We start from the raw sequence: 24,611 nt of genomic DNA, 5'->3' as shown, positions 1-24,611 counted from the left end.
AGCTGGCGTCACAGCGTTGCCTCGTCGTAGGACGAGCGCGCCTCCAGCACCTCACCGGCGTGCTGCTCGGCCCAGCCGCGCAACGCGTCGAGCGGCTCGACCAGCGTGCGCCCGAGCGCAGTGAGCTCGTAGTCCACCCGCGGCGGCATGGTGGCCAGGGCCCGGCGGACGACGAGACCGTCGCGCTCCATCGAGCGGAGCGTCTGGGTCAGCACCTTCGCGGTCACGCCGCCCACCTGGTCGCGCAGCTCGCCGAACCGCGCTGGTCCGGCGGCGAGCACCCCGACCACGAGCGGGGTCCACCGATCGGTCAGGTGCCGCAGCACGGTGCGCGACGGGCAGGCTGGGTTCAGGACGTCGAAAGGCTGCATGCCGTCCACCGGCTCATCCTCTCTTTCGGTTACCTTGAGGTACTCGGTTTCCAATGCATACTATCGGAGATACCGGACCACATCACAGGAGGCAGACATGAAGATCACCGTCATCGGTGCCACGGGCATGGTCGGACAGCGCGTCGTGGCCGAGGCCCTCTCGCGCGGCCACGAGGTCGTCGCCGGCTCCCGTCGCGGCACCCCCGTCGAGGGCGCTCAGTCCCTCGCCATCGACCTGGCCGACACCGCCGCGGTCGCCGACCAGATGGCGAGCAGCGACGCGACCGTCCTCTCGGTGCCCCCGGCCCGCGACGGCAGCAGTCACGAGCCGACGCTGGCCGCGCACCGCGCCCTCATCGCGGCCCAGCCCGAGGGCCGCCTCCTCGTCGTCGGCGGCGCGGGCGCACTCCAGGCCGGGGACACCCAGCTGCGCAACACGCCGGGGTTCCCCGCCGAGTACAAGGCCGAGTCCGACACGTTCGCTGACGTGCTCGAGCTCTACCGGGCCGCCGACGGGCTGGACTGGACGATGCTGGCTCCGGCCCCGGTCATCGCCCCCGGCGAGCGCACCGGGAAGTACCAGGTCGAGCTGGACACCCCCGCCGGCGACTCGATCAGCGCCGAGGACTTCGCCGTGGCCCTGGTGGACGAGCTGGAGAAGCCTGCTCACCGCGGCGTCCGGTTCACCGTGGCGAACTAACCACTGACCATCCAGACAGCGAGAGGCGCTCCGACCGCAACAGTGTTGCGGCGGAGCGCCTCTCGTGTGGGTCTAGGCCGGGGTAGGGACCTGCTCGAGCGGGATCGGCTGGAACATCGCCCGCTCCTCGTCGGGGGTCAGTGCCGTGGGGCCGAAGATCCAGTCGACGAATGAGTAGTCCCGAGCGTCGCGAGAGCGCACGTTGTCGGGTTGGTAGTACCCGAGGTCACCAGCCTGGGCACCCGATCGAGCGGGCACACCCGTCATGGAGAGCGGCTGGGGCAGCGGCGCCACCTTCTCCTGGCCGCCGAAGTCCCGGAACGACAACGTCAGCGGCTGCTGGACCAGGTCCCGCGCGGGCGCGCTGGCCGTGAGCTCGGCCCGCAGGTCTTGGCCCGCGACGGTCAGCTGGAGGGTGGGCATCGAGGCTCCTGGTGCGGCCGAGGGCGGCGTTGTCGTGGCGGTTGTCGTCGTGGCCGGCGTCGTTGTTGCAGCCGCGTCGGATGTCGTAGACCCCCCGGTCGGCGCGGATGCCCGGTGGACCGATCGCCCCCCGGGGCGCCGGACTCCGCACACCCGGCGACGGCCAGACAGGCCGCCAGCACGAGTGTCGTGGCGATCGGTCGGGGTGGTCGCGGCGGTGCCATGGACCTATCGCACCCCATCTGGTCCGCCCACGCCATCCGGTCCGCCCACGGAAGACCCGACCCACGATCTACGGACAGGCCGCTCAGCGCCGCGACCGCAGCACGTCCCAGGCGAGGTAGAACGCGGCCAGCGCGTAGGCCACGCCGAAGGCCATACGACCGACCGGAGGCAGGTAGTACTGCGGCAGCACCAGCGCGACCAGGACGCCGAGGGGCCAGGCCGCCGCCGACCCGCGCTCGGCTGACCACGCGAGAGCAGCAGCGATGCCGCTGATGGCCAGCAGGATCAGCCCGGCCCCGAAGGTGGCGAGCGCGACGGGCTGGTTGCGGATCTGCTCGACCAGCCGCAGCACGCCCGGGTCGCCCTTGAGCGCGGCACGGCCCAACGCGTGCAGACCGAACATCTCTGCCCCGTAGTACGGCAACACGGCCACGGAGCCCAGCAAGCCCGTGGTCCGCGCGATGCGGGTGCGCAGGCCAGGCAGCAGCTCTTTCAGGCGCAGTGTGAACCGGCCGAAGGACGCCAGCGACGCCGCCCCGCACAGGTGCGCGGCGATCCACTGCCACGAGGCGAAGGCCTGCGCTGCCACCGGCGTGGCGCCGCCGTTCACGTCGCCGTAGGGCCGCAGCACGAGGTAGGCCGCCATCAGCACCCCGGTCGCGACCAGCGGTGCCACCACAGCGGTGGGAGAGATGGGAGAGGTGGAGGTCGAGTCGAGGTGCCGGTTGAGCGTGCGCATGACAGTCCTTCCATCGAGATGTGAGAGCGGCGCTCTCGCTTCACTCAAAGATAGAGCGCTGCTCTCGCTTTGCCAAGAGCAGCGCTCTTGTTCGTGGCCGGCGGCGCCGCAGGGGCACACTGGGCTCACCACGGCCGCAGCACCCGAGGGCGATGGCCACAAGAGAGAGATGGACCGTGAGCGAGCCGAGCTACCACCACGGAGACCTCCCGGCAGCGCTGGTGCGGTCGGCCGTGGACCTGCTCCAGGACGACCCCGACGCCGACCTGTCCCTGCGCGCCATCGCCCGGGCCACGGGCGTCTCCCCCGCCGCGCCCTACCGGCACTTCCCCAACCGGGCCTCGCTGATGTCGGCGATCGCCGCCGTGGGCTATCGCGAGCTGCTGAACGATCTGGTCGCCCGCCAGCCCGAGCCGTCGACCGCCGTAGACCTCGCGGACGTGGCCGTGGGCTACGTCCAGTTCGCGGTGCGTAGACCGGGCCTGTTCCGGGTGATGTTCGTCGAGGGGTGCGACCGCGCGAGCCCGGAGCGGGTCGACGCGGTGGCGGCCATCCACGACTACCTCGGCGCCGCGGTGGAGCGGACCTTGGCGACCGACGACCTCGCGACGACCGCGACCGGCCTGTGGGCGCTGGTCCACGGCCTGGCGTTCCTCTACCTCGACGGCAAGCTCGCGTGGGAGCCGGAGGACCCCGAGGGCCTCGAGGAACAGGTCCGGACGATCACCCTGACCACGCTGGCGGCCAGGCCGCGCTGAGTCGACTGTGCACGACCCCACTGGCGCACGACCGGACGGGGCATGACGTCCTCGACATCGCGGGCTACCAGTTAAACCAAGCGATACCAAGCGATTCCAGGAGGTCTGACATGACGCGGGTGCTGTTCGTGGTCTCGGCGGCGAAGGGATGGACGCTCGACGACGGCACGGTCCACCCGACGGGCTACTGGGCCGAGGAGCTGGCCGAGCCGCACCGGATCTTCAGCGAGGCCGGGTGGGACATCGACATCGCCACCCCGGGCGGCGTCACCCCGACGGTCGACGAGCTGAGCCTGGGCGTGATGGGTGGAATGCCCAGCACCCGCAAGAAGATTCGCGCCTACCTGGACTCGATTGCCGACCGGTTGAACCACCCGCTGCGGCTGGACGAGGTCGACGAGGACGACTACGACCTGGTGTTCTACCCCGGCGGCCACGGCCCGATGGAGGACCTCGCCGTCGACGAGGTGTCCGGGGCGCTGCTGACCCGGCGTGTGCACGCCGACCGGCCGCTCGCCCTGCTCTGCCACGCGCCCGCCGCGATCCTGGCACCCCGCGAGCCCGACGGCAGCAACCCCTTCGCGGGTCGCACGATGACCGGCCTGTCGAACGTCGAGGAGCACCTCAACACATTCGCCCGCAAGGCGAAGTGGCTGCTGCAGGACGAGATGGAGGAGGTCGGCGTCGACTACGACAAGGCGCTCATCCCCTTGCGCTCGCACGTCGTCGTCGACGGCAACCTCCACACCGGCCAGAACCCGCAGTCGGCCTGCGAGCTGGCGACGACCATCGTCGAGGCACTGTCTCCCACGGCCTGACCCTCAGGCGGCCCGGAGAGCGGCCGCTGGTATCCTTTGGTACTTCTATCCTTTGCTGGTAGAGTTGGTCACTCTCGCACGAGGGCAACCACGACCTCGATCGGTGACCGCCGACCCCGACCACGGAGGCTGAACGCAATGGCTACCACCGTCGCACCCATCAAGGTTTCCGCAGCGACAGACGAACTCATCTCCCATGTTGCGCACTTCACCGGGTCGTCCAAGAAGGACGTGGTGGAGCTCGCCGTGCTCGAGTACATCGACCGGCACCGCGATGAGATCAACGCCGGCGTCCGCCAGGCTCTGGCGACCCTCGACGGGTCGACCGCGACAGCCGTGGCCGCCCTCACCGGGATGACGCCAGCCGAGCTGGACGACCTCGGAGGACTTCCCTCCTAACGATCTCCGGTGCACAGGGGTCTGTCGGTGCCGGTGTCTACGATCACGCGCATGACAGGGACCCAGGGGGTACGGCCAACGAAGAGGTGCCTGGACGATCTCGGCATTTCACCACCTGCGTTGGATGAACCTCTGCATCGACTGGAGGCGGACCCCATCCCGGCGGCTCAATCGTTCCCGGAGGTGTACGACGCCGGGGGACTGTCTCGCATCGTCAGCATCAAGGACCGTGTTTGGTTCAAGTTGAAAACGGGGCGTTGGCGCGGAGCGGTCACCCGCCTCACAGATCGGGACTTGGCCGAGCAGCCCTGTAGTTGCGAACCCCGCGCCGACTCACAGGCACACCTGACCCTTCTGGCCGCGAACCGGTGGTGGCTCGGCGCGGTGGGCAGGCGTGAGGACGGCAGCGGCGACGACTTCTATGCGAATCTCGTGACGATCTGCACCTCCACATGGTCTCCGGCCACCCCTGATCGGATAGACAGTCGCCGCCTGCTCCCCCAGACCTGGGACCATCGCCGGCTCCAGGCGGAACAGACATTCGCGCAGGTAAGAATCTTCGAGAACGTGATGGTGGAGGCCGCCGCCCGAAGTCTTAGGTGCGGGAAGGTTGCGACCGCCCAGTTTTCACGGTTCTCAATGGGCGTCGTCATCCGAGCGGACGGTCCCGAGCAGTTCGTCGCCTTCATAGCCGAGGGCGTCTACGACCCCAAGGTCCTCGCCGTCATGATGGCTTCGCTACCCGGCGTAGACCCTGGGGACTGGGCGCCAGAGCCCGGCGGGATCGCGGACCTCCAGCCTGGACTTGGCCAAGTGGTCTGGTCGGCGCCGCTGTCCACCGAAGCGGCTGCCCACATCCTCGCGATGACCCCATCGGCAGATGAGGACGTCTGATGACGTCGATGACGTCAACGCCGGTCTCGCGCAGCTTGTTGGTCAAAGTGGTTCAGCCGCGCAGGATCTCGGCGATGCCATCGCGGTAGGACGTGATCGGGAAGTCGGGGAACCGCTGAGGGTCGATCGGCAGGTGCCAGGTGCGGCCGTAGGCGTCCGGCGTGTTGCCGAGCAGCGCCATCGCCCGGCTCGCGTCCGGCGTCCAGATCAGCGAGCGCACGACGCGGTCGCTGATCGGCACCAGCGGCCGCTTGCCGGCCTTGATGCGGTCGAAGACCAGCGAGTTCGTCAGGCTCTTGGTCTTGCCCGGGCCGTAGAACTCCGGCGCGCGGCAGATCATCGCCTCGACCCGACCCTGGTCCATCGCCTCCTGCAGCATCGTCGCGAGCTGCGCCCGCACCCGCCCCTTGCGGCCGTTCGGGGCGAACCGGGTCGCCTCGGTCTGCGGGGCGGTGGTGCCGGGATACATGTAGGTGTTGTCGAAGAACACCAGCCGGGTGCCGTGCGTGGCGCAGGCGTCGATGACGTTGCGCATCATCGTCGGGAACTGGCGCTCCCACAGGTCGGAGTCCATCGGCAGACCCACCGTGAGGTAGGCGATGTCGCTGCCCGCAACCGCGCGGTCGGTCGCCTCCGGATCGGTCAGGTCCGCAGCGACGAGCTCGTCCGTGTCGTTCACCTTCGCCGGCGCGCGGCTGACGATGCGGATGTCGTGCGTGAAGTGCCGGTAGAGCTCTCGCGCGAGCTCCTCACCGATGGGGCCGTTGGCGCCGAGGATGGTCTGCATGGGGTTCTCCAAGACCCAAGAGGTGGTCAGTGGCGTGAGTCCTGCTGCCGCGGTTGACCGCTGATCGCGATCACGGCGACACCCTGGACAATGTTGACGGCGTTCACTTCATTCCCTCGAGGCGGGGTGCGGTACCCGCGCGGCGCCTCGCCGTCGCCACACGCAACCCCTGTGGAACCTGTCCGGAAAGGTCGAGAGCGGGGCAAGGGGTCTACGCCATCGTGGATCTCAGGAGGACGAGATGCCGAGCTGGGACCAGATCAATGCGGTGCAACGGATGCAGGACCACCTGCACGCTCACCGCGACGAGCCCGAGTACGACGCCACCACCATGTGCGCCGCACTGGGCTACTCCGAGCGGCACGGGCGCCGGCTGTTCCTGGCGCTCGTGGGAGTCACGCCGAGTGACTACCTGCGGCGGCTGCGGCTGACCAGCGCGGCGCAGGCGCTCGCCGAGCGCGAGGGTTCGGTGCTCGACGCCGCCATCGGCGCGGGCTACGACACCCCCGACGGGTTCACCCGCGCCTTCGCTCGGCAGTTCGGCATCAACCCCTCCCGGTACCGGCGGGAGCGGACCCCGATCGCGTGGTTCGTCGCCAGCCCGGTGCGGCACTACTACAGCTATCTCGACCAGAACCAGGAGACGACCATGTCCACCATCACCTGCACCGTCACCATCGTCGACCACCCGGCCGGACGCCTGCTCGTGCAGCGCTCCCAGCACGCCACGGAGTACTGGAGCTACTGCGAGGAGAAGGGCTGCGACTGGGAGGGGCTGCTGGCCAGCATCCCCGAGCGGCTCAGCGACCCGGCCCTGGTCACCTTGCCGCCGGCCCTGCGCCGCCCCGGGACGTCCGCGACCGCGGCCGGGGTAGAGCTCCCCGCCGGCTGGTCCGGTCCGGTCCCGGACGGCTACGAGCTCGTCGAGCTCCCCGCGCAGACCTCGGCGCACTTCGTCACCCAGCCGTTCGGCAACGAGGACGACTTCGCCCGCGTCATCGACCTGCTGAACGACGCGGTGGCGGGCTACGACCCGACGCCGTTCGGCTACCGCCGGGACCCCGACGCCGGCGTGACCTTCAACTTCGGTGCCGAGGCCGCTCTCGGGGCTCGCCAGAACCACCCGCTCACGTCGCTGGCCGGGTGACGGGAGACGGGACGGCTTCGGGTCCCGGGCGCGCTCAGCGCCCGGGACCTATGATGCGCCGGTGCCCGGCTCATCGAGCCGGTCCGAGCACCGAGAGGGGCGAGCCATGAGCCCGAAGAAGAATCCCGATCCCGACAAGAAGGCGTCGTCCGACGCGACGCCGGACGACGCCGACGCGGCCCGCGTCGACTGGCAGGACACCCCGGAGGAGCACGACTACCCGGCGGCGGCGTCGTATCTGTCCCTGCTGGCGGACGACGGCGTCGTCGAGGCGACCGTGGCCGCCTTCCGGGTGGCCCAGTCGGCCCACTTCAAGGCCAAGGACATCCTGCGGGCGGCGGGACTGGCCCTGCTGCCGATCGACAACCCGCACGTCGCCTCGGGCCTGCGCAAGGTCCACCGCGGCGTCGCCCTGTCACCGGTCCTGCTGGTGCGCGGCGACGCCGCGGCGGGACGCCCAGCGCTGATCGCCGACGGCTACCACCGGGTGTGCGCGAGCTATCACACCGACGAGAACACCGACGTGCCGGTGCGGATCGTGGCGCTGTCGGCGGGCGTCGTGCCGGCGAGCGCCGTCCCAGCGGACAGGCGGTGAGTGGTGGGGTTCGGCGCCCTCGCGCTCATCTGCCTCGTCGCCATCAGCGGCCCGCTGCTGTCGCTGCCGCGCGGGGTGCACGTGCCGGTCATCATCGGCGAGCTGCTGGTCGGTCTGGTCCTCGGTGACACCGGCGCGCGACTGTTCCACCCCGGCGACCCGACGTTCGCCTTCCTGGCCCAGATCGGGTTCGGGCTCATCATGTTCGTGGCCGGCAGCCACGTGCCGATGCGTGAGCCCGCGCTGCGGTCGAGGGCGCCGGTCGGACTGGCCCGAGCCGTAGCCATCGGCGTGCTCGCCGTGCCGGCTGGGCTCGGCATCGCGCACGTCTTCGGGACTGGCCACGGTGTGCTCTACGCGGTGCTGCTGGCCTCGTCGTCGGCGTCGCTCGTGATGCCCGCGCTGGCCGGTCTACCTCTCACCGCGCCCTCGATCGTCGCCATGCTGCCGCAGCTCGCGGTTGCGGACGCGGCCTGCATCGTGCTGCTGCCGCTGGCCATCGACCCGTCCAGGGTCACGAGGACCGCGCTCGGCGCCCTCGCCGTGATCGCGGCCGCGTTCGTCGTCTTCCTGGCGTTGCGCTGGGCGGAGTCCAGCGGGTGGCGCAAACGGGTGCATCACGTGTCGGAGGACCGTGACCTCGCGATCGAGCTGCGCGTCTCGCTCTCGATCCTCTTCGGACTCGCCGCGCTCGCGGTCGCCACGCACGTCTCGATCATGCTGGCCGGCTTCACGATGGGGCTCGCCTACGCCGCGGTAGGCGAGCCACGGCGACTGGCGCGCCAGGTGTTCGCGCTGACCGAAGGCTTCTTCGGGCCGATCTTCTTCGTGTGGCTCGGCTCGTCGCTCGACCTGCGCGACCTGCTCGCCCACCCGTCCGCGATCGGTCTGGGGCTCGCCCTCGGCGTCTGCGCGGTCGCGTTGCACGCGCTCGGCACCCTGACCCGCCAGCCGTGGCCGGTGGCGGTCGCCACGAGTGCGCAGCTCGGCGTGCCCGTGGCCGCCGCGACGATGGGCACCCAGCTGGGCGTGCTCGGTGGCGGTGAGGACACGGCCCTCCTCCTCGGCGCCCTCGTGACGGTCGCCGTCGTCACGCTCTGCTCCGGCCCGCTGGCCCGGGTCGCCCAGGGTGGTGACCTCACCGTCGACGGCACCTCCGCGTCCACCGGGTGAGCCGACTGGCCTGCCCTGTGGCCCTACGTGCCATCGCGCGCGGCGGCTACGTGACGTCGAGCTGCACGCTCACGTCACACCAGCCTGCAGGCCGGTCTCGTCGCGTCGCGCCTTGGAGAAGGCGATGAGGTACTTCTCTCCCCGGCTCGCGACCGTCGTCTCGAACGAGTAGTCCCCGTTCAGCGTGACCCGCACCCGGGGCTTCTTGCTCGGCCCCAGCTCAGCGAGGACCTCGGCGGGCACCTCGATGCCCGTGTTGTTGCCGCCCATCGGCAGCACGATCTGCGTCTCATAGCTCGCGTTCATGTCACCCATCCTCTGCCCGACAGCCCAAAGCCGGGGAGGCCCAGCGTCAGTCCTGCGCTGATGAGGAGCCCTCCGCGTGAGCCTGCAGATTCAGCAGCTGACGGCGGGCCATGACGGGGTCTCCCAGGCAGTGGAGCCCAGCCACCAGCGGGGGCGGATCGGCGACGACCTTCAGGACCAGACGAGCCGTCGTGGGCGACTCCGCGGTCAGCGCATAGGTCAGGTAGCCACCCATGATCGTGCCGGTGAGAGAGCTCAGCGGCCGCACGTCGACGATGCGGCCGCAGGGGCGTCCACCCACCCTGGTGAACGGCTCCCCCACGACGGGTTCGGGCCACTCGAGCAGCTGACGCGGGGATCGCTTCCCCGCGTTGTCGATCCGGTCGTAGGAGTACGGGGCGGCGCGGATCTGCCCGACCCACGCCCAGGTGGCTGCCAGGGGCGCCGCCACGGTCGCGGCGCGCCACGCCTCGAGGCGCGGGTTTGCCACGAAGGTGTCGCAGGCATACACCAGCGATCGCTCCTCGGCACTGGTGCCCCAGTTGTCCCCGATCACGTCGCCGAGTATGCCAAGGCTGGGACGGTCCCGGTCCGTCCCAGCCCCCGCCGCCCGTTCAGCCGCGGTTGGGGCTGCTGCTCCGGAAGGCGAGCAACGCGTCGAGTACGGCCCGGGGCTGGGCGAGCTCCACGAGGTGGCCGACGTCGGGGACGGTCACGAGCTGGGCGTCGAGACTCTCGGCGAGCCGACGTGCGCTCGGGACGGGGTTGACCAGGTCACCCTCCCCCTGGACGACGAGGACCGGCATGACGAGCGCGGCGTCGCACAGGTCGGGATCACACAGCTCGGGGTAGAGCCGGTCGCGGGCCAGCGCCATGCTCGCCTCCAAGGCCCGCAGGTCCGACAGCGAGTAGTCCGGGCAGTACATCAGCGCCGGCAGCATCAGGTCGTAGATCATGTGTGGCACAGCGGGATTCGCCTCGATCGCCAGCTTGCTGACGGTCTCGGCCTGCTCGGGGAACCACCCGGCGGGGTCGGGGCCGACGCCGTCGAGGGTGGCGACGTCCTTGGTCCGTCCGCGCGCGAGGAGAGCGTCGCGGGTCAGCCGCCAGCTCTCGGCCCGGGCCCCGGGCCCGAGGGCGTTGGCCAGGACGAGCCCGTCGACGAGGTCCGGAGACCGATCGGCCATCCGGGTCGCGACGACCGAGCCGACCGAGCTGCCGAGCAGGACGACCGGGCACTGGGAGAATCGCGAGGCTGTCCAGGCGAGCAGGTCCTGCCCGTCGGCGACCAACCGGTCTACGGTCAGCCGGTCGTCGGCCCCATGACGCAAGTAGGTCACCCCGGCACCGCGCTGGTCCCACTGGACGACGATGAAGTGAGCCTCCCAGTCCCGCAGCTGGGGGTTGAAGGGGATGGACGAGGAGGCCGGACCGCCGTGAACGACGACGAGGACCGGGTGGCGACGTCGGCCCCGCGCACGGTCACCCACTGCTCCTGCCCGCCGAGCGTGACCCAGCGAGACTCGTTGACGCCGTGGGGGTAGGGCGCCGCGAGAACCTTGGCGTTGCGTCGGCGTCGGACCAGCCGCTGGGCCAGCGCGACGAGCGGCGAGGTCATGCCCGCGCCTCGAGGTGGGCGAGCAGGCGAGTCAACGCCTGCTCGAGCTCGTCGCCGTCGACGTCCGCCTGCTCGAGGAGGCGAGCGAACCTGGGGTCCATCAGGGCGCGGGCCCGCCTCAGGAGGCGGGCGCCCTCACCGCTGACGCGCAGCGACTTGGTCCGGCCGTCCGCGGAGCCGATCTCGACCAGACCGTCGTCGGCCAGCGAGCGGACGAGCGCGCTGACCGACGCTTCCGTGTGGCCCAGCAGTGTCGCCAGCTGGCGCTGGGCGACCCCCGGGTTCTCCGCGAGGACCTGCAGCAGGACAGCCCGGCGGTTCGACAGGCCGAGCTCCCGTCGCAGGGCCACGTCGGCCGCGCGGTCGAGCTCGTGGACGACACGGTGGAGCAGGGCAGCCAGGTCAGCCACGACAAAACCTTAGGACCCTAAGTGACCCGGGTCAACCAGATGACGTCACCCTCGTCGTTGGGTCATCAACCGCTCGAACGAGACGGCCCGTCGGATCGCGCGGGCGGGTGCAAGCCGCACGATGGCGTCGACCTGCTTAGCGTCGGAGCCGACGAGGATGCGGGCCTGGCCCGCCGCCACCCCGTCGACGATCGTCCGCGCCGCCTGCTCGGCCGTCGTGCGAAACAGCTTCTCGTTGTAGAACCTCGTCCGCACCGCGAACTTCGAGGCGCAGTAGGGCGCGAGACTCGGCTGGGCGAGGAAGCCGTTGAGGCTGCTGACGTTGACGAGCGTGCCCTTGCACGACGCGATGAGGTGCGGCAGGAACTCCTTCGTGCCGTGGATGACTCCCCACAGGTTGATGTCGAGGACCCGCTCAATGTCCTCGTAGGTGACGTCGACGAGCCGGCGTCCGCCACCCGCGACGCCCGCGATGTTGTAGAGCTGATTCACCACCCCGAAGTGACCGACGGTGTCCTGCGCCCAGGCAGCGACCGACGCGCGGTCGGCGACGTCGACGACGCGGGTGCGAGTCTCGGCGCCACGGGCCTCGGCGCGCACCCGGGTCGTGTCGAGGGACGCCTCGTCCACGTCACTGAGGGCGAGCCGCACGCCCTTGCCGGCGAGCTCGAGAGCCACGGCCCGGCCGATGCCGGAGCCCGCACCGGTGATCGCCGCTACGATGGGTTGACGAGTAGTCATCGGGAAAGTCCTTTGCTGTCAGTGGTTTTCAGGGCATTCTCGGCGATCAGGCTCACGAGCCGTTCGGTCAGGCCGGGCGCGAGGTGGTGCCGCATGCCGTCGATGGTCACCTGGTGCGCCCCCGGGATGGCGTCGACCGTGGCTCGCCCACCGGAGGGGTGGACCATGAGGTCTACATCGCCATGGACGACGAGCGTCGGTGCGGTGATTCGGGACAACGACGCGGTCCGGTCCCCCGACCGCGCGATGGCGTCGATCTGCCGGGAGACCCCGGCGAACCGCGAGCGCCCGCCGCCACGCTCCCAGGCACGCTCGGCCCACGCGCGCTCGGCGACCTCGTCGAACGGGACTCCGTGGAGCCGATGAGCCGCATCATGCGCACGTGCCGCTCCTGCGATTCGGCCACCGATCGGGGCGCGGGCAGCCCGACGCGCAGCTCGTGATGCAGCTTCACCGGCTCGGCCTGCTCACCGAGCCCTCCATCACCGTGTCCCCCTGGTTCGAGACGCGGAGGCAGCGCTACTACGACGCGCTGCTGGGCGTCTCCACGACCGGGGACTGGTCGACCTGGGTGGCGATGTTTGCCGAGGGGTTGGCCACGTCCGCGACAAACGCCCGGGCGCTGATGCTGAGGCTCACCGAGATCCAGGACACCCTCAAGGAACAGGTCCGCGCGTCTCGTCTACGCACAACGAACGCCCCGCTCCTGGTCGACCTGGCCGTTGCCCACCCCACCTTCACCGTCCGCCAAGTCGCCGAATCCCTCGGCATGCAACGCGCGGGCGCAAAGAAGCTCGTCGACAACCTATTAGAGCTGGGCGTCCTCACTGAGTACGGGCACCGCAGCTACGACCGTCGCTTCCACGCCCCCGAGGTCGTGCGCGCCCTCCTGGCACCCGATCACTGACTTGCAGAGGTTCGGCGCCTACATCCATCACCCGCGAGTCTGCCTTCACAGTCGGACGTCGAACCCGGCGGACATGCAGCGCCCCAACAGTCACGCGATGTCTTGGGTGCGGAGGCGTAGTGCGTTGCCGATGACGCTGACGCTGGAGAGGGCCATGGCGGCGGCGGCGATGATCGGCGAGAGAAGCAACCCAAAGAAGGGGTAGAGGACGCCCGCGGCGATGGGGATACCGGCGGCGTTGTACATGAAGGCGAAGACCAAGTTCTGGCGGATGTTGCGCATCGTCTTCTCGGACAGGCGGCGGGCGCGCACGATGCCGGTGAGGTCGCCCTTGACGAGAGTAATGCCGGCGCTTTCCATGGCGACGTCCGTGCCGGAGCCCATGGCGATGCCGACGTCGGCAGCGGCGAGTGCCGGTGCGTCGTTGATGCCGTCGCCGGCCATGGCCACGACGCATCCCTGGCTGCGCAGTCGGGTGACGACGTCGGCCTTGTGGTCGGGCAGGACCTCGGCCTCGACCTGGTCGATGCCGAGGGTGCGGGCGACGGCCTGGGCGGTGACGCGGTTGTCCCCGGTGAGCATGACGACTCGTATGCCGTCCTCGCGCAGCGCCTTCAGCGCGGCTGGGGTGGATTCCTTGATCGGGTCGGCGATGGCGAACAGGCCGGCGGCCTGGCCGTCGATGCCGATGTGGATGACGGTCGCTCCGTCGCCGCGCAACTCGTCGGCGCGAGCGTGGGAGGCGGTGGTGTCGATGCCTTGGGAGGTGAGGAAGTCGGCGCTGCCGAGGGTGACCGGGTGCCCGTCCACCGTGCCGGTGACGCCCTTGCCGACCGGGGAGTCGAAATCGGCGACCGGGGGGATCTCCAGGCCCTTGTCCGTGGCGGCCTCGACAATGGCATGCGCCAGGGGATGCTCGGAGGCCCGTTCGACTGCGGCCGCGATACGGAGCAGCTCGTCGGGGGTGCGGTTGCCGACCGGTTCGGTGGCGGTGACGGTGGGTCGGCCTTCGGTGAGGGTGCCGGTCTTGTCGAGGACGATGGTGTCGACCTTCTCCATCCGTTCGAGGGCTTCGGCGTTCTTGATCAGGACGCCGAGGCCGGCGCCGCGGCCGACGCCGACCATGATCGACATGGGCGTGGCGAGTCCGAGGGCGCAGGGGCAGGCGATGATGAGGACGGCGACCGCGACGACGAGTGCGTGAGCAAGCTTGGGGTCGGGTCCGACCAGGGCCCAGACGATGAACGCGACGATGGCCACGACGATGACGATCGGGACGAAGATGCCCGAGACCTTGTCGGCCATGCGCTGGATGGGTGCGCGGGAGCGTTGAGCGTCGGCGACCATGGCGACGATGCGCGCCAGCATCGTGTCGCGGCCGACCTTCTCGGCGCGCATGACCAGCCCGCCGCTGCCGTTGATGGTGCCGCCGATGACGGGGTCGCCGGTCGTCTTGGTTACGGGCATGGACTCGCCGGTGACCAGTGACTCGTCGACGGCGGAGCGTCCTTCCTCCACGGTGCCGTCAACGGGGACGGCTTCGCCGGGCCGGACCCGGAGCCGGTCTCCCAGGTGGACGTCCTCGAGCGGGACCCTCTTCGGTCCCGTCCGCGGCCAGCCGTCGTGCGGTCTTGGGGCTGAGGTCGAGGAGTGCCTTGATGGCGCCGGAGGTTTGCTCGCGGGCACGGAGCTCGAGGACCTGGCCGAGCAGGACGAGCGTGGTGATGACGGCGGCTGCTTCAAAGTAGACGTCCACCGTGCCGTCGGCGGCCCGGAACGAGTCGGGGAAGATGCCGGGGGCGAGGGTGGCGACGACGCTGAAGAGCCAGGCGACGCCGGTGCCCATCGCGATGAGGGTGAACATGTTGAGGTTGCGGCTGCGGACCGACTCCCAGCCGCGGACGAAGAAGGGCCAGCCTGCCCACAACACCACCGGCGTGGCAAGCACGAGCTGGGCCCAGATGGCGACCGGGCCAGGGATGGCGTCGTGCAGCCACGGGATGAAGTGACGGCCCATCTCGAGGATGACGATGGGGATGGTGAGCGCGACGCCGACCCAGAAGCGCCGCGTCATGTCGGTCAGCTCGGGGCTGGGACCGGTCTGTGCGCTGACGTCCACCGGTTCGAGGGCCATGCCACAGATGGGGCACGATCCGGGGCCCGGCCGGCGGATCTCCGGATGCATCGGGCAGGTCCACTCACTGGCGATCGACTCATCATGGGTGCCCTCGTCATGGGTGCCCTCGTCGACCACGTGGGAGTCGCCCTTGGCATCGCTGTGGAGGAACTTCGCCGGGTCGGCGATGAACCGGTCGCGGCAATGCTCGGAGCAGAAGTGGACCTGATGCCCATCCTGCTTGAGGGTGAGTGCCGTGAACGGGTCGACGGTCATCCCGCAGACGGGGTCGGTCACGGCCGCGGTGGGGGCAGATGTTGGTGGGTGTTCGTGGGTCGACATGGCAGCCTTCCGGTGTCGGAGGTCTCGGCGGTGGCGAGGGATGCTCAGGGGGCAGAGCGGGTCAGAGCAGTCCCTGCATGGTGGTGATCTCGGCGTTCTGGGCCTTGATGATCGCCTCGGCGAGTTGTTTCACCTCGGGGTCCTTGGTCGTGGTGAGGACCTGCTGGGCCATGGTGACGGCGCCTCGGTGGTGCTCGACCATCATGGTCAGCCACATCCGGTCGAACTCGGCCCCTTGGGCGGTCTCGAGTTTGTTCATGTCCGCGTCGCTCATCATGCCGGTGCCGTGGTCCATGTGGCCGCTTGCGCTCGGGGCCGTGCCCCAGCTGGACAGCCAGCCGCGCATGGTCGCGATCTCAGGGTCTTGGGCGTTCTTGATGTCGGTGGCCAGCGTGCGGACCTCGGCAGAGGTCGTGGAGTTCTTCAGGGCCAGGTCGGCCATCTCGATGGCCTGCTGGTGGTGCGGGATCATCATTTGCGCGAACATGACGTCGCCCGTGCGCGCGTCGGAACTACCCGCGACCGTGGGCGAACTCCCGCTGGGCATCGGACTCGCGCTGTGGTCCATGCCGGTCATGCCTGAGTCGTTCGAAGTGCTCGAGCAGGCGGCAAGGGTGGCGGCGGTCAGTGCGGCGGCGACCACGGCGAGGGTGCGTCGGACGGGCTGGCGCATAACAGGCTCCTGGGATGTGGCGTGCGTCGAGGTGTCGGCGGACACCTCCTACGCAGCCTTCGGTCCCCGGGTTGTCGCGAGACTGTCCTTGTGTTGAGGTTTGGTCAAGGTCGATCAGCGGGAGCGGTCGGCGTGGTTCATCCAGGCCATCATGGCGGCCATCATGGCCAGGCAGCCCACGGCATACAGGACGGCGCCAGTCCTGAGGGTGCCGGTGGCGATCAGGACGCCGACGAGGATGAGCATGGGTAGGCACATCAGCCACATGAGCCAGCCGTGGCCACGTCCGTGGTCGTGGGCTGCGGGGTGCGCTGTTGGTGCCGAGGGCTCCTGGTTTGTGAAGTCCGCGTAGTCGTGGTTGGTGGGGTGCTGGGTCATCGTCGGCTCCTTGGGTGGGTGGCGGAGACGCGGGTTCGTTTCCGTGTCTTCAGCGTTGAGCGCGGGTGTGGCGGTGACGGTTTGGTCCCGTGTCGATCTGGTCAAGACTCCCGGTCAGGCAAGGGCGTCGCTGGTGGTCGCGCCGTTGTCGGTGGTGCGCAGGACCTGGTCGTGCAGCGCGATGACCACCTCGACCTCGCCACTGCTGGTGCGCCCGGCCCAGAGTGCTTCGACGGGTCCCACGACGCGAGTGCCGAGGGTCCAGGTGGCTCCCCGGTCGGTGCTGGTGGCGAGCCTTCCGTCGGTCGTGGCGACGACGAGGGTGGACTCGTCGGCCCACGCCGCCAGGACGGACAGAGCCGGAGTGTCCAGGGTCTGCCAAGTGGCGCCGTGGTCGGTGCTGCGGAGCAGTCCCTTCTCGGTGGTGGCGACCAGGGTGCCGGTGGTGGGTGAGGCGGCCAGGGACCGAGGTGGAGCGGGTATGCCGCGATCAGCCCATTGCGTGGCGTCGCTCGTGGTGCGCAGGGCGCCGTCGAAGCCGACGACCAGCTGGGGGCCGGCAGTCAGGGCGTGGAAGTCCGATTGTCCGCCGCGGGAGATGACCTGCCAGGTCCGGCCCCGGTCAGTCGAGCGGATCAGCCCGAGCGGCTGCGGAAGGTCGCGGACCGCGACGCCCGGGTGCCCGGAGGCGTAGAAGGTCCCGTCGCGGCTGACGGTGAACCCCATGAGGTCCATGACGGGTCCGCGCAGGGTCAGGCCGCCGGCTTCCTTGGCGTAGAGCCCTTCGTGGGTGGCCAGGAGCAGCGTCCTGTCGCTGGGGTCGCGGGCGATGGCGTGGATGTGGGTGATGGCCACGGGTGCCGGGCTGTCGCTCGGCGCGGCAGTCGCCGACGTGCTGGGCGGTGTCACGGTGGACGACGAGGCAGCTTGGCCGGCCGGGGAGGCGGAGCCGGCGGGGGTCGCCGCTGTCCCACAGGCTGCCAGGACCGCGCTTGCAGCGAGGGCGGTGCTGGCGAGGAGCACCTTGCGTCGTGGCGTGCTCATGCGACGTAGTTGAGGGCGATCATCATGCCGGCCTCCGCGTGGTAGATGTTGTGGCAGTGGATCATCCAGTCGCCGGCATTGTCGGCGTCCAGGTCGATCGAGAGGGATTCCATCGGGGCCATCAGGACGGTGTCCTTGCGCAGCCCGGAGGGCAGCGCGAAGGTGTGCCCGTGCAGGTGGAGGGGGTGGGTCATCATCGTCATGTTCGTCGCGGTGATCCGCAGCCGCTGCCCGGCCTTGACGGTCAGCGGCTCGTTGCTGCCGAAGGGGGCGCCGTTGATGCCCCACTGGTAGGGCTTCATCGAGCCTTGAAGATCAAGGCGTGCAGTGGCGTCGGGCTTCCTGTCCGGCAGGCGGGCGGACGCGGCGGGCTGCAGTTGGGAGCCGATGAGCACCTGCCCGGACAGCTCGGCGGGGTTGACCCCGGCCGTGGGTGCGGCACCCGGCCCGGTGCGGATCAGCGCCATGGCCTGACCTCCGCTGGTCTTACCGAACGGGCGGGCGACGAGGGGGAAGACGCCATCGGCGAGGGTGACCACGGCGTCGTAGCGTTCGCCCATGCCGATGTAGAAGGCGTCGACCTCGGTGGGTTGCACGGCGTGCCCGTCCGTGTGGGTGATCGTCATCCGGTGTCCGCCGAGGGCGAGGGTGAAGATGGTGTCGGAGGCGGCGTTGATGACCCGCAGCCGCACCTTCTGGCCGGGTTTGGCGGTCAGGACGTCGGGGTCGGTCGGGGGTTTTCCGTTGATGAGGAAGAAGGGGTAGGTGACGTCGCCGGCGTCGCCCCACGGGGGGCTGCCCATCGACATCCCGCCCATGCCGCCCATCGAGCCGTGGTCCATGCCGCCCATGCCACCCATGCCGCCCATGCCACCGGAGCTGGCGGGACCGCCGTCGGCGATGAGCTTCTTGAGCACGTCGTCGGGGGTGGTGCCGGTGCCGTCGACCCAGTCATCGAGGACGACGATCCACTCGGCGTCGTAGCCTCCCGGCTCGTCGGGGTCCTGGATGACCAGCGGTGCGTACAGGCCGCGGTCGAGCTGGACACCGACGTGCGGGTGGAAGAAGTAGGTGCCGGGGTCGGGGGCGGTGAACTCGTAGACGAACCTCGTGCCGGGCTTGACCGGGTCCTGCGTCATGCCGGGGACGCCGTCGGCTGCGTTGCGCAGCCGGATGCCGTGCCAGTGGACCGTGGTGTCCGCGGGCAGCTGGTTGTCCAGGGTGAGGCGCAGGAAGTCACCGGCCGTGGCACGCACGACGGGCCCGGGCGCGGTGTCGCCGTAGGCCCATGTGCTCACGGTGCGGCCGCCCAGGTCGAGGGTGGCCGGCTTGGCGGTCAACGTCGCTGTCACGGTCTTCTGACCCGGCGACGGCGAGACCGGGACGGGCGCACCGAAGGTGCGGGACGGCATACGCCCGCCTGTCGTGCCAGAGGCGCCGCTGCACGCGGCGAGGGTGGCGACGGAGGCCACGCCAAGGCCCCCGAGCAGCAGGGTCCGGCGGGTCAGGGCAGAGTCGGTCACGAGAGGGTCTCCCTGTGGATCGATCGGGGTCAATGGGTTTCGGCGATGAGGCGACGGCGCTGCTCGAACTCCTCGAGGGAGAGCTCACCGCGGGCCAAGCCCTCCTTGAGCAACGTCAACGGGTCCGGCCGGGAGTCGATGGGTCCCTGAGTGCGGCGACTCGGCAGTAGGGAGCGGACCAGGAGGACCGGTCAAGTCCGCTGGGGTGGTGTACGAGGTTGATCCCTCGGTTGGGTGTGTCGGTCAGGCTGTGAGGGCCTGGGGTTCTAGGTCGGTCACCTCCTCGACGTGGTTGGTGTCGACGGCCTGGGCTCGGGCGAGGACGTCGAGTCCGAGGTAGCGGCGGCCTTCGGCCCACTCGTCGTGCTGCTCGGCCAGCACGGCACCGACGAGCCGGATGATGCTGGCCCGGTCGGGGAAGATCCCAACAACGTCGGTGCGCCTGCGGATCTCGCGGTTGAGCCGCTCGTTGGGGTTGTTCGACCAGATCTGGCGCCAGACCTCCTTCGGGAACGGCGTGAACGCGAGGATGTCGGCGCGAGCGATCTCGAGGTGCTCGGCCACGGCGGGGAGCTTCTCGTGAAGGGCGTGGATGACCCTGTCGAACTGGGCGTGTACCGCTTCGGCGTCGGGCTGGTCGTAGATCGAGTGCAGCAGCGCCTTGACCCATGGCCACGACGACTTCGGTGTCGCGGACATGAGGTTCGCCGCGTAGTGGGTGCGGCAGCGCTGCCACGCGGCGCCGGGGATGGTGGCCGCGATCGCGTTCACTAGGCCAGCGTGAGCATCGCTGGTGACCAGCTTGACCCCGGACAAGCCGCGGGCAGTCAGGTCGCGGAAGAAGGCGAGCCAGCCGGCGCCGTCCTCGCTGGTGGTGACCTGCACGCCGAGGATCTCGCGGTGCCCATCGGCGTTGACGCCGGTCGCGACCAGCGCATGCACGGGCACCACCCGGCCGCCTTCGCGGACCTTGAGCACGAGCGCGTCGGCAGCGACGAATGTGAACGGTCCGCCGTCCTCCAGGCGCCGGGTGCGGAACTGTTCGACGTGCTCGTCGAGTTCCTTGGCCATCACCGAGACCTGGCTCTTGGACAGTCCGGTGATGCCGAGGGTCTGGACCAGCTTGTCCATCCGGCGCGTGCTGACCCCGAGCAGGTAGCAGGTCGCCACCACCGAGGTCAGGGCCCTCTCAGCCCGCTTCCTTCGTTCGAGCAGCCACTCCGGGTACAGGCTGCCCTGACGCAGCTTCGGGACAGCGACGTCGAGGGTGCCGACCCGGGTGTCGAGGTCACGGTGGCGGTAGCCGTTGCGGGAGTTGACCCGCTCCGGGCTTCGCTGGTTGAAGCCCGCGCCGCACACCGCGTCGGCCTGCGCGGACAGCAACGCGTTGACGAAAGTGGTGAGCAAGTCCCGCATCAGGTCGGGGCTCGCCTGGGACAGCTGCTCGTTCAGGAACTGGGCAGGGTCGATACTGGGCACAGCGGTCATCAAGGTGTCCTTCTTCGAGTCGGTTGTGAGAGATCACTCGAAGGATCCACCTGGTGGCCGCGCCTACGTTGGAGGCACGCGCTCACTCAGGTCCGTCGTACACCACTCTGCTGGACTCCACTGGAGGACCACCACGATCCAGAACGCCAGCGCCGCGCCACCCATGAGCAGCCACATCGCCCAACCCATGCCGTAGCCGTTTCCCATCATCGTGAACTCCTTCTCTCGCAGACCTCTGGCCGGGCCAGGACGGCCCGGCACCTTCCACGCTCGTCGCGGTGGCTGTGCATGTCGTCATGGTCACGTTGAGGTTTGACGAAGATCGGGCCCGGAAGGCCGGGGACATGGCGCCTCGCACCGTCCTGGCAGGGACACTGGGCCGGTGAGCACAGCTGAGGCAACTGGACCGTTGGGCCGGGTCCTCGTCGTGGAGGACGAGCGCACCCTGGCCGGCATGGTCGCGGCATACCTGTCCCGGGCCGGGTTCGAGACCGACGTGGTCCACACCGGCACCGCCGCCGTCGCCGCCGTCCGGGAAGGCCATCCCGACGTCGTCATCCTCGACCTGGGCCTTCCCGGGATGGACGGCATCGAGGTATGCCGCCAGGTCCGCACCTTCTCCGACTGCTACGTCATCATCACCACCGCCCGCAAGGAGGAGGTCGACACCCTCATCGGGCTCTCGGTGGGCGCCGATGACTACCTGACCAAACCGTTCAGCGTCCGCGAGCTCACCGCCCGAGTTCAGGCGGTGCTCCGTCGGCCGCGCACGGGGGACCGGGCCCGCGCCCACCAAGAGACGGCCACGTGGAGTTTCGGGAGCCTGCGGGTGGACCCCGTCGGCCACGAGGTCCACCTCGACGGCGAGCCGGTCGCCTTGACGCCGACCGAGCGGGACCTGCTCATCACCCTCGCGGCCCGGCCCGCGATGGCCTTCAGCCGCCGCCAGCTCATCGACGAGGTGTGGGGGGGCGGCTGGGTCGGTGACGAGCACCTCGTCGATGTCCACGTCGCGCACCTGCGTCGCAAGCTCGGCGACGACCCCGACACCGCCCGCTACGTCACCACCGTGCGGGGCGTCGGCTACCGGATGGGCAAGGGATGAACGCGCAGACGGCCGGGCTCGGGCGACCTCGCGGGCTGGCGACGCGGTTGCTCGCCGGGCAGAGCATCGTCCTGCTCGCCGGCGCCCTGACGGCTGCGTTGGTGGCAACCCTGCTCGGTCCGTCGATCTTCCACCAGCACCTGCTCGAGGCCGGGCACAGCGAGAACTCCCCCGAGATGGTCCACATCGAGATGGCCTACCGGGACGCCTCGCTGATATCCCTCGGGCTGGGCCTTCTCATCGCCCTCCTCTCGGCCCTCGGGGTCACCTGGTTCCTCTCCCGCCGCCTGCGCCGACCGCTGGGAGAGCTCACGATCGCCGCCCGCGAGCTCTCCCGCGGCCACTACGCCGCCAGGGTCCCAGATGTCGGGACAGGGACCGAGCTCGAGACCCTCGCCGGCGCCTTCAACGTCATGGCCGCCCGCCTCGAAGGGATCGAAGACACCCGGCGTCGCATGCTCGCTGACCTCGCCCACGAGCTGCGCACCCCCATCACCACCCTGACCGCGTACCACGACGGTCTGCATGACGGGGTCGTCCAGCTCGGTGCCGACTCCCAGGCCGCCCTCACCGAACAGACCGACCGCCTCGCCCGCCTCGCCGAGGACATCGACGAGGTCTCCACCGCCGAAGAAGGACGCCTCAGCCTGCTGCCCGAAGCGGTCGCGGTCTCGGACCTGTTGTGGAACGCTGGCGAAGCCGTCAGGGACCGCTACCGCGACGCCGGCGTCAACCTCGCCGTCGACACCGACGGCGCAGCGGGACTCACTGTCACCGTCGACCGGCAACGCCTCGGGCAGGTCCTGAGCAACCTCCTCACCAACGCGCTGCGGCACACGCCCGCCGGTGGCATCGTCACCGTCTCCGCCCGTCAGGTGGACGACGAGATCGACATCACCGTCACCGACACGGGGGAAGGCATCGCGCCAGAGCACCTACCCCACGTCTTCGAACGGTTCTATCGCGGCGACGCCGCGCGAAGCCGCGACAACTCCGGATCCGGCATCGGACTGACCATCAGCAAAGCCATCATCGACGCCCACCAAGGGACCATCAAGGCGGCGAGCCCCGGCCCCGGACAAGGGTCGAGCTTCGTGGTCACCCTGCCCCGACGCCACGCATAGCCTGGCGACGCGACCAGCACCCCCGAGCTGACACACCTCGGCGAGTGACCCTCTGCCGATCACCGGTGGTCCGGCAGCGGAAGCGAGGCCGAGGAAGTCGCCCTTACCGAGGCCTGGGCCGCAGGCGACGCACTGCCCCACACCGCCGTACTTCACATAACTGCGCGTTGGGATCAGTACCTCCACCCTCAACCTGCGTTATTGCTGCAATGATGTCGAGATGCATTCAAGACTGCACGACGACGTGCGCCGGAGATTGCACGAATGACCCTCCAGGTGGACCGACTGAAAACTTCAGTTCACCTCGGACGACTCCCTAGAACGACCAGACTTGATTGGGGTCATCGAAGGCGGCCCGCAACTTTGCCAGATCCCCTGCAGCGGCTAGCGGCGAGTCCTTCGCTACATCGACTATCCCGCTCACGACGGTGTTCAGCCCTTGAGTGTCTCCGGTCTCCAGGGCATGATCCATCGCCCGAAAGAGGCTCTGGAAGACCTCACGACGCTCAAGGAACGCCTCGTCGAAGTAGCGCTGCAGTGTCACCTCCGCGGCTCTAATGGTGGCGATCTCGGTATCACGATAGGTGCGGAGCGCCTCACGCTTGCGCGACTCCTCCGCGTGGATCGCGACGTACTTTCCCGCCGTGTCCACCAGGCGCGTGAGCGCATCGAACGCCTCAGGAGCGGCGACGACAGTCTTCATGTCCATCACCTTCCCCTGGATCGGCATCTCGTCAGCCATCGCTGTTGTCCTCGTTCATCTCTCGGTACCGGACCCTGAGGATCTCAGATTGCTCGGACAAGTCCCCCCGCTCGTTGATCAGCCGAGCTTGTGCGACGCCCTGCACGCCCCTCACCAACTCGATCGTCTCGCTGAGGGCAGCCATATGCTCGGTCGGGTCGAACGTGAGGGCTTCTAGCCTGTCCATGGCGACTGTGGCCTGTCGTTCGAGTCGCGTCAGCACGTCCGTGAGCTCGTCGGCGCGCTGGACAACCGCGCGCAGTTTCGCGTCCTGAAGGTCCATTTCAGCGCACGCAACCTGGATGTGGGTCGCGAACTCCTCGGCACGGGTCAGTGCCTTGATGCCTTGGACCTTGCAGGTAGAGCCGGCTGCAAGCAAGGTGATCCCACCGACAGCAGTCTTGGTTGCCAGGTTGCCCAAGGCGATCCCACCGCCGCCGTTCTTGAGCGGTCCGCCGCCACGAAAGGCCGCTGCAGCCTTCTGTTTCGCGGCGCCCGCAAGATCGGAGACCTTTGACCCAGTCCCAGCCACGCCGTACTTCTCCACTGCCGTGGTGACGGCACCGGCAGTGCCCAAGCCAGCGAGTGCCGTGTTCGAGGCTCCCGTCAGCCAGCCGGCGACGGCCTCTTCGCGGCCGACAGTGGGGGGCATCAGGGAAAGTGAAACCTCGAGTCCGTCGACGAGGAGCCTGTCGCTCTCCCGCACTTGCTTGGCGTGGGAGCGAAGCCAAACAACCATGCGCTGCACGACTCCAGTGAACGCTTCTCGCTGCAGAGCCGAAAAGTCGATCAGGCGCTGGTTGGCGACCTCGCGCAGATCCTCAGACACGGCAGCCCGGGACTCATACTGTTGCTTCGCCGCGGCCTGCCGCTCATGTGCAGCAACGAGGTCCCGCGCACCCATGGCTCCCAGACCTGAGCCCACCGCGCCGGCCACAGTGCCGACGCCGAACAGAGCAGCGGGCACAGCACGGAAGGCTCCGGGAGGCAGGGATGGCATACGCGATTGTGGCACTCTCGAGGAGGAAGCGCCGGGCTCCTGAGCTATCCGTGTCGACGAGGTCC

Annotated in this window: 30 protein-coding genes; 11 read left to right on the top strand and 19 right to left on the bottom strand. The window is 69.4% G+C overall.

Annotated features, from left to right (window positions below; all coding sequences use genetic code 11):
• Positions 1–8 precede the first annotated feature (8 nt).
• Positions 9–371 carry a winged helix-turn-helix transcriptional regulator gene (locus tag MM440_RS06845; RefSeq protein ID WP_241443922.1) on the bottom strand — a complete coding sequence of 121 codons (363 nt, stop codon included), beginning with the start codon at positions 369–371 and terminating at the stop codon, positions 9–11.
• Positions 372–468: 97 nt separating this feature from the next.
• On the opposite strand from MM440_RS06845, the gene MM440_RS06840 reads away from it, so the two are divergent.
• Positions 469–1,071 (top strand): NAD(P)-dependent oxidoreductase, encoded by a 603-nt coding sequence (locus MM440_RS06840; RefSeq protein ID WP_241443575.1) that lies wholly within the window; start codon positions 469–471, stop codon positions 1,069–1,071.
• A 72-nt stretch (positions 1,072–1,143) separates the two neighbouring features.
• Here the strand turns inward: MM440_RS06840 and MM440_RS06835 are convergent, their stop codons facing one another.
• Both MM440_RS06835 and MM440_RS06830 read right to left on the bottom strand, forming a co-directional pair.
• A complete protein-coding gene (locus MM440_RS06835) occupies positions 1,144–1,494 on the bottom strand; it encodes a cyclophilin-like fold protein (RefSeq protein WP_241443574.1) in 351 nt (116 codons plus the stop codon).
• Positions 1,495–1,801: 307 nt separating this feature from the next.
• Entirely contained in the window at positions 1,802–2,458 is a 657-nt protein-coding gene (locus tag MM440_RS06830; protein ID WP_241443573.1) for a hypothetical protein, read from the bottom strand.
• A gap of 176 nt (positions 2,459–2,634) precedes the next feature.
• Between MM440_RS06830 and MM440_RS06825 the strand changes: the two genes are divergently transcribed.
• The 4 genes from MM440_RS06825 to MM440_RS06810 all read left to right on the top strand — a co-directional run bounded on the left by MM440_RS06825 (position 2,635) and on the right by MM440_RS06810 (position 5,327).
• On the top strand, positions 2,635–3,216 hold the full coding sequence (locus MM440_RS06825) for a TetR/AcrR family transcriptional regulator (protein WP_241443572.1): 582 nt from the start codon (positions 2,635–2,637) through the stop codon (positions 3,214–3,216).
• Positions 3,217–3,326: 110 nt separating this feature from the next.
• Positions 3,327–4,034 (top strand): type 1 glutamine amidotransferase domain-containing protein, encoded by a 708-nt coding sequence (locus MM440_RS06820; RefSeq protein WP_241443571.1) that lies wholly within the window; start codon positions 3,327–3,329, stop codon positions 4,032–4,034.
• 138 nt (positions 4,035–4,172) lie between these two features.
• A complete protein-coding gene (locus tag MM440_RS06815; protein ID WP_241443570.1) occupies positions 4,173–4,433 on the top strand; it encodes a hypothetical protein in 261 nt (86 codons plus the stop codon).
• Positions 4,434–4,484: 51 nt separating this feature from the next.
• Positions 4,485–5,327 carry a hypothetical protein gene (locus MM440_RS06810; protein WP_241443569.1) on the top strand — a complete coding sequence of 281 codons (843 nt, stop codon included), beginning with the start codon at positions 4,485–4,487 and terminating at the stop codon, positions 5,325–5,327.
• Between the two features lie 52 nt (positions 5,328–5,379).
• On the opposite strand, the gene MM440_RS06805 is transcribed toward MM440_RS06810, so the two are convergent.
• The gene (locus MM440_RS06805) at positions 5,380–6,114 is read right to left on the bottom strand and encodes an NAD-dependent epimerase/dehydratase family protein (protein WP_241443568.1); all 735 of its coding nucleotides are present in this window, start codon (positions 6,112–6,114) and stop codon (positions 5,380–5,382) included.
• Positions 6,115–6,355: 241 nt separating this feature from the next.
• Here MM440_RS06805 and MM440_RS06800 point away from each other — a divergent pair, with 241 nt between their 5' ends.
• From MM440_RS06800 to MM440_RS06790, 3 genes are all read left to right on the top strand, one after another.
• A complete protein-coding gene (locus MM440_RS06800; protein WP_241443567.1) occupies positions 6,356–7,261 on the top strand; it encodes a helix-turn-helix transcriptional regulator in 906 nt (301 codons plus the stop codon).
• Between the two features lie 106 nt (positions 7,262–7,367).
• Positions 7,368–7,856: a hypothetical protein gene (locus MM440_RS06795; RefSeq protein WP_241443566.1), complete on the top strand. Its 489-nt coding sequence runs from the start codon at positions 7,368–7,370 to the stop codon at positions 7,854–7,856.
• 3 nt (positions 7,857–7,859) lie between these two features.
• Positions 7,860–9,029 carry a cation:proton antiporter gene (locus MM440_RS06790; RefSeq protein WP_241443565.1) on the top strand — a complete coding sequence of 390 codons (1,170 nt, stop codon included), beginning with the start codon at positions 7,860–7,862 and terminating at the stop codon, positions 9,027–9,029.
• 69 nt (positions 9,030–9,098) lie between these two features.
• Here MM440_RS06790 and MM440_RS06785 read toward each other — a convergent pair whose 3' ends face one another.
• The 6 genes from MM440_RS06785 to MM440_RS06760 all read right to left on the bottom strand — a co-directional run bounded on the left by MM440_RS06785 (position 9,099) and on the right by MM440_RS06760 (position 12,271).
• Positions 9,099–9,335 carry a DUF1905 domain-containing protein gene (locus MM440_RS06785; RefSeq protein WP_241443564.1) on the bottom strand — a complete coding sequence of 79 codons (237 nt, stop codon included), beginning with the start codon at positions 9,333–9,335 and terminating at the stop codon, positions 9,099–9,101.
• 46 nt (positions 9,336–9,381) lie between these two features.
• The gene (locus tag MM440_RS06780) at positions 9,382–9,891 is read right to left on the bottom strand and encodes a hypothetical protein (RefSeq protein ID WP_241443563.1); all 510 of its coding nucleotides are present in this window, start codon (positions 9,889–9,891) and stop codon (positions 9,382–9,384) included.
• Positions 9,892–9,949: 58 nt separating this feature from the next.
• Positions 9,950–10,825 (bottom strand): alpha/beta fold hydrolase, encoded by an 876-nt coding sequence (locus MM440_RS06775; RefSeq protein ID WP_241443562.1) that lies wholly within the window; start codon positions 10,823–10,825, stop codon positions 9,950–9,952.
• A gap of 124 nt (positions 10,826–10,949) precedes the next feature.
• Positions 10,950–11,363, bottom strand: a complete 414-nt coding sequence (locus MM440_RS06770) for a MarR family winged helix-turn-helix transcriptional regulator (protein ID WP_241443561.1) — start codon at positions 11,361–11,363, stop codon at positions 10,950–10,952.
• A gap of 45 nt (positions 11,364–11,408) precedes the next feature.
• Positions 11,409–12,104, bottom strand: coding sequence for an SDR family NAD(P)-dependent oxidoreductase (locus MM440_RS06765; protein WP_241443560.1), 696 nt, complete (start codon positions 12,102–12,104; stop codon positions 11,409–11,411).
• On the bottom strand, positions 12,101–12,271 hold the full coding sequence (locus MM440_RS06760) for a hypothetical protein (protein ID WP_241443559.1): 171 nt from the start codon (positions 12,269–12,271) through the stop codon (positions 12,101–12,103). Before MM440_RS06760 ends, MM440_RS06765 begins: the two co-directional genes overlap by 4 nt.
• A gap of 215 nt (positions 12,272–12,486) precedes the next feature.
• On the opposite strand from MM440_RS06760, the gene MM440_RS06755 reads away from it, so the two are divergent.
• Positions 12,487–13,011 carry a Fic family protein gene (locus tag MM440_RS06755; RefSeq protein WP_241443558.1) on the top strand — a complete coding sequence of 175 codons (525 nt, stop codon included), beginning with the start codon at positions 12,487–12,489 and terminating at the stop codon, positions 13,009–13,011.
• Between the two features lie 90 nt (positions 13,012–13,101).
• On the opposite strand, the gene MM440_RS17700 is transcribed toward MM440_RS06755, so the two are convergent.
• The 7 genes from MM440_RS17700 to MM440_RS06725 all read right to left on the bottom strand — a co-directional run bounded on the left by MM440_RS17700 (position 13,102) and on the right by MM440_RS06725 (position 20,575).
• The gene (locus tag MM440_RS17700) at positions 13,102–14,583 is read right to left on the bottom strand and encodes a copper-translocating P-type ATPase (RefSeq protein ID WP_277626433.1); all 1,482 of its coding nucleotides are present in this window, start codon (positions 14,581–14,583) and stop codon (positions 13,102–13,104) included.
• The gene (locus MM440_RS17695) at positions 14,537–15,469 is read right to left on the bottom strand and encodes a heavy metal-binding domain-containing protein (protein WP_277626394.1); all 933 of its coding nucleotides are present in this window, start codon (positions 15,467–15,469) and stop codon (positions 14,537–14,539) included. Before MM440_RS17695 ends, MM440_RS17700 begins: the two co-directional genes overlap by 47 nt.
• Before the next feature lie 61 nt (positions 15,470–15,530).
• Positions 15,531–16,142 carry a DUF305 domain-containing protein gene (locus MM440_RS06745; protein WP_241443557.1) on the bottom strand — a complete coding sequence of 204 codons (612 nt, stop codon included), beginning with the start codon at positions 16,140–16,142 and terminating at the stop codon, positions 15,531–15,533.
• A 114-nt stretch (positions 16,143–16,256) separates the two neighbouring features.
• Positions 16,257–16,520, bottom strand: a complete 264-nt coding sequence (locus MM440_RS06740) for a hypothetical protein (RefSeq protein WP_241443556.1) — start codon at positions 16,518–16,520, stop codon at positions 16,257–16,259.
• 114 nt (positions 16,521–16,634) lie between these two features.
• Positions 16,635–17,375 (bottom strand): F510_1955 family glycosylhydrolase, encoded by a 741-nt coding sequence (locus MM440_RS06735; protein WP_241443555.1) that lies wholly within the window; start codon positions 17,373–17,375, stop codon positions 16,635–16,637.
• A gap of 185 nt (positions 17,376–17,560) precedes the next feature.
• On the bottom strand, positions 17,561–19,087 hold the full coding sequence (locus MM440_RS06730) for a multicopper oxidase family protein (RefSeq protein ID WP_241443554.1): 1,527 nt from the start codon (positions 19,085–19,087) through the stop codon (positions 17,561–17,563).
• A gap of 243 nt (positions 19,088–19,330) precedes the next feature.
• The gene (locus MM440_RS06725) at positions 19,331–20,575 is read right to left on the bottom strand and encodes an IS256 family transposase (RefSeq protein WP_241441595.1); all 1,245 of its coding nucleotides are present in this window, start codon (positions 20,573–20,575) and stop codon (positions 19,331–19,333) included.
• A gap of 382 nt (positions 20,576–20,957) precedes the next feature.
• Here MM440_RS06725 and MM440_RS06720 point away from each other — a divergent pair, with 382 nt between their 5' ends.
• Both MM440_RS06720 and MM440_RS06715 read left to right on the top strand, forming a co-directional pair.
• Positions 20,958–21,680 carry a response regulator gene (locus MM440_RS06720; RefSeq protein ID WP_338155615.1) on the top strand — a complete coding sequence of 241 codons (723 nt, stop codon included), beginning with the start codon at positions 20,958–20,960 and terminating at the stop codon, positions 21,678–21,680.
• Positions 21,677–22,804 (top strand): sensor histidine kinase, encoded by a 1,128-nt coding sequence (locus MM440_RS06715; RefSeq protein WP_241443553.1) that lies wholly within the window; start codon positions 21,677–21,679, stop codon positions 22,802–22,804. The genes MM440_RS06720 and MM440_RS06715 overlap by 4 nt, the downstream gene beginning before the upstream one ends.
• A gap of 316 nt (positions 22,805–23,120) precedes the next feature.
• Here MM440_RS06715 and MM440_RS06710 read toward each other — a convergent pair whose 3' ends face one another.
• Together MM440_RS06710 and MM440_RS06705 are read right to left on the bottom strand one after the other, a co-directional pair.
• Positions 23,121–23,546, bottom strand: coding sequence for a hypothetical protein (locus MM440_RS06710; protein WP_241443552.1), 426 nt, complete (start codon positions 23,544–23,546; stop codon positions 23,121–23,123).
• Positions 23,539–24,513, bottom strand: coding sequence for a hypothetical protein (locus MM440_RS06705; RefSeq protein WP_241443551.1), 975 nt, complete (start codon positions 24,511–24,513; stop codon positions 23,539–23,541). Before MM440_RS06705 ends, MM440_RS06710 begins: the two co-directional genes overlap by 8 nt.
• Positions 24,514–24,611: the final 98 nt, after the last annotated feature.

This window comes from Arsenicicoccus piscis, assembly GCF_022568835.1.
Classification (GTDB): Bacteria; Actinomycetota; Actinomycetes; order Actinomycetales; family Dermatophilaceae; genus Arsenicicoccus; species Arsenicicoccus piscis.
Note: the sequence above shows the minus strand (reverse complement) of the source record. Positions and strands in the feature narration are given on the sequence as shown.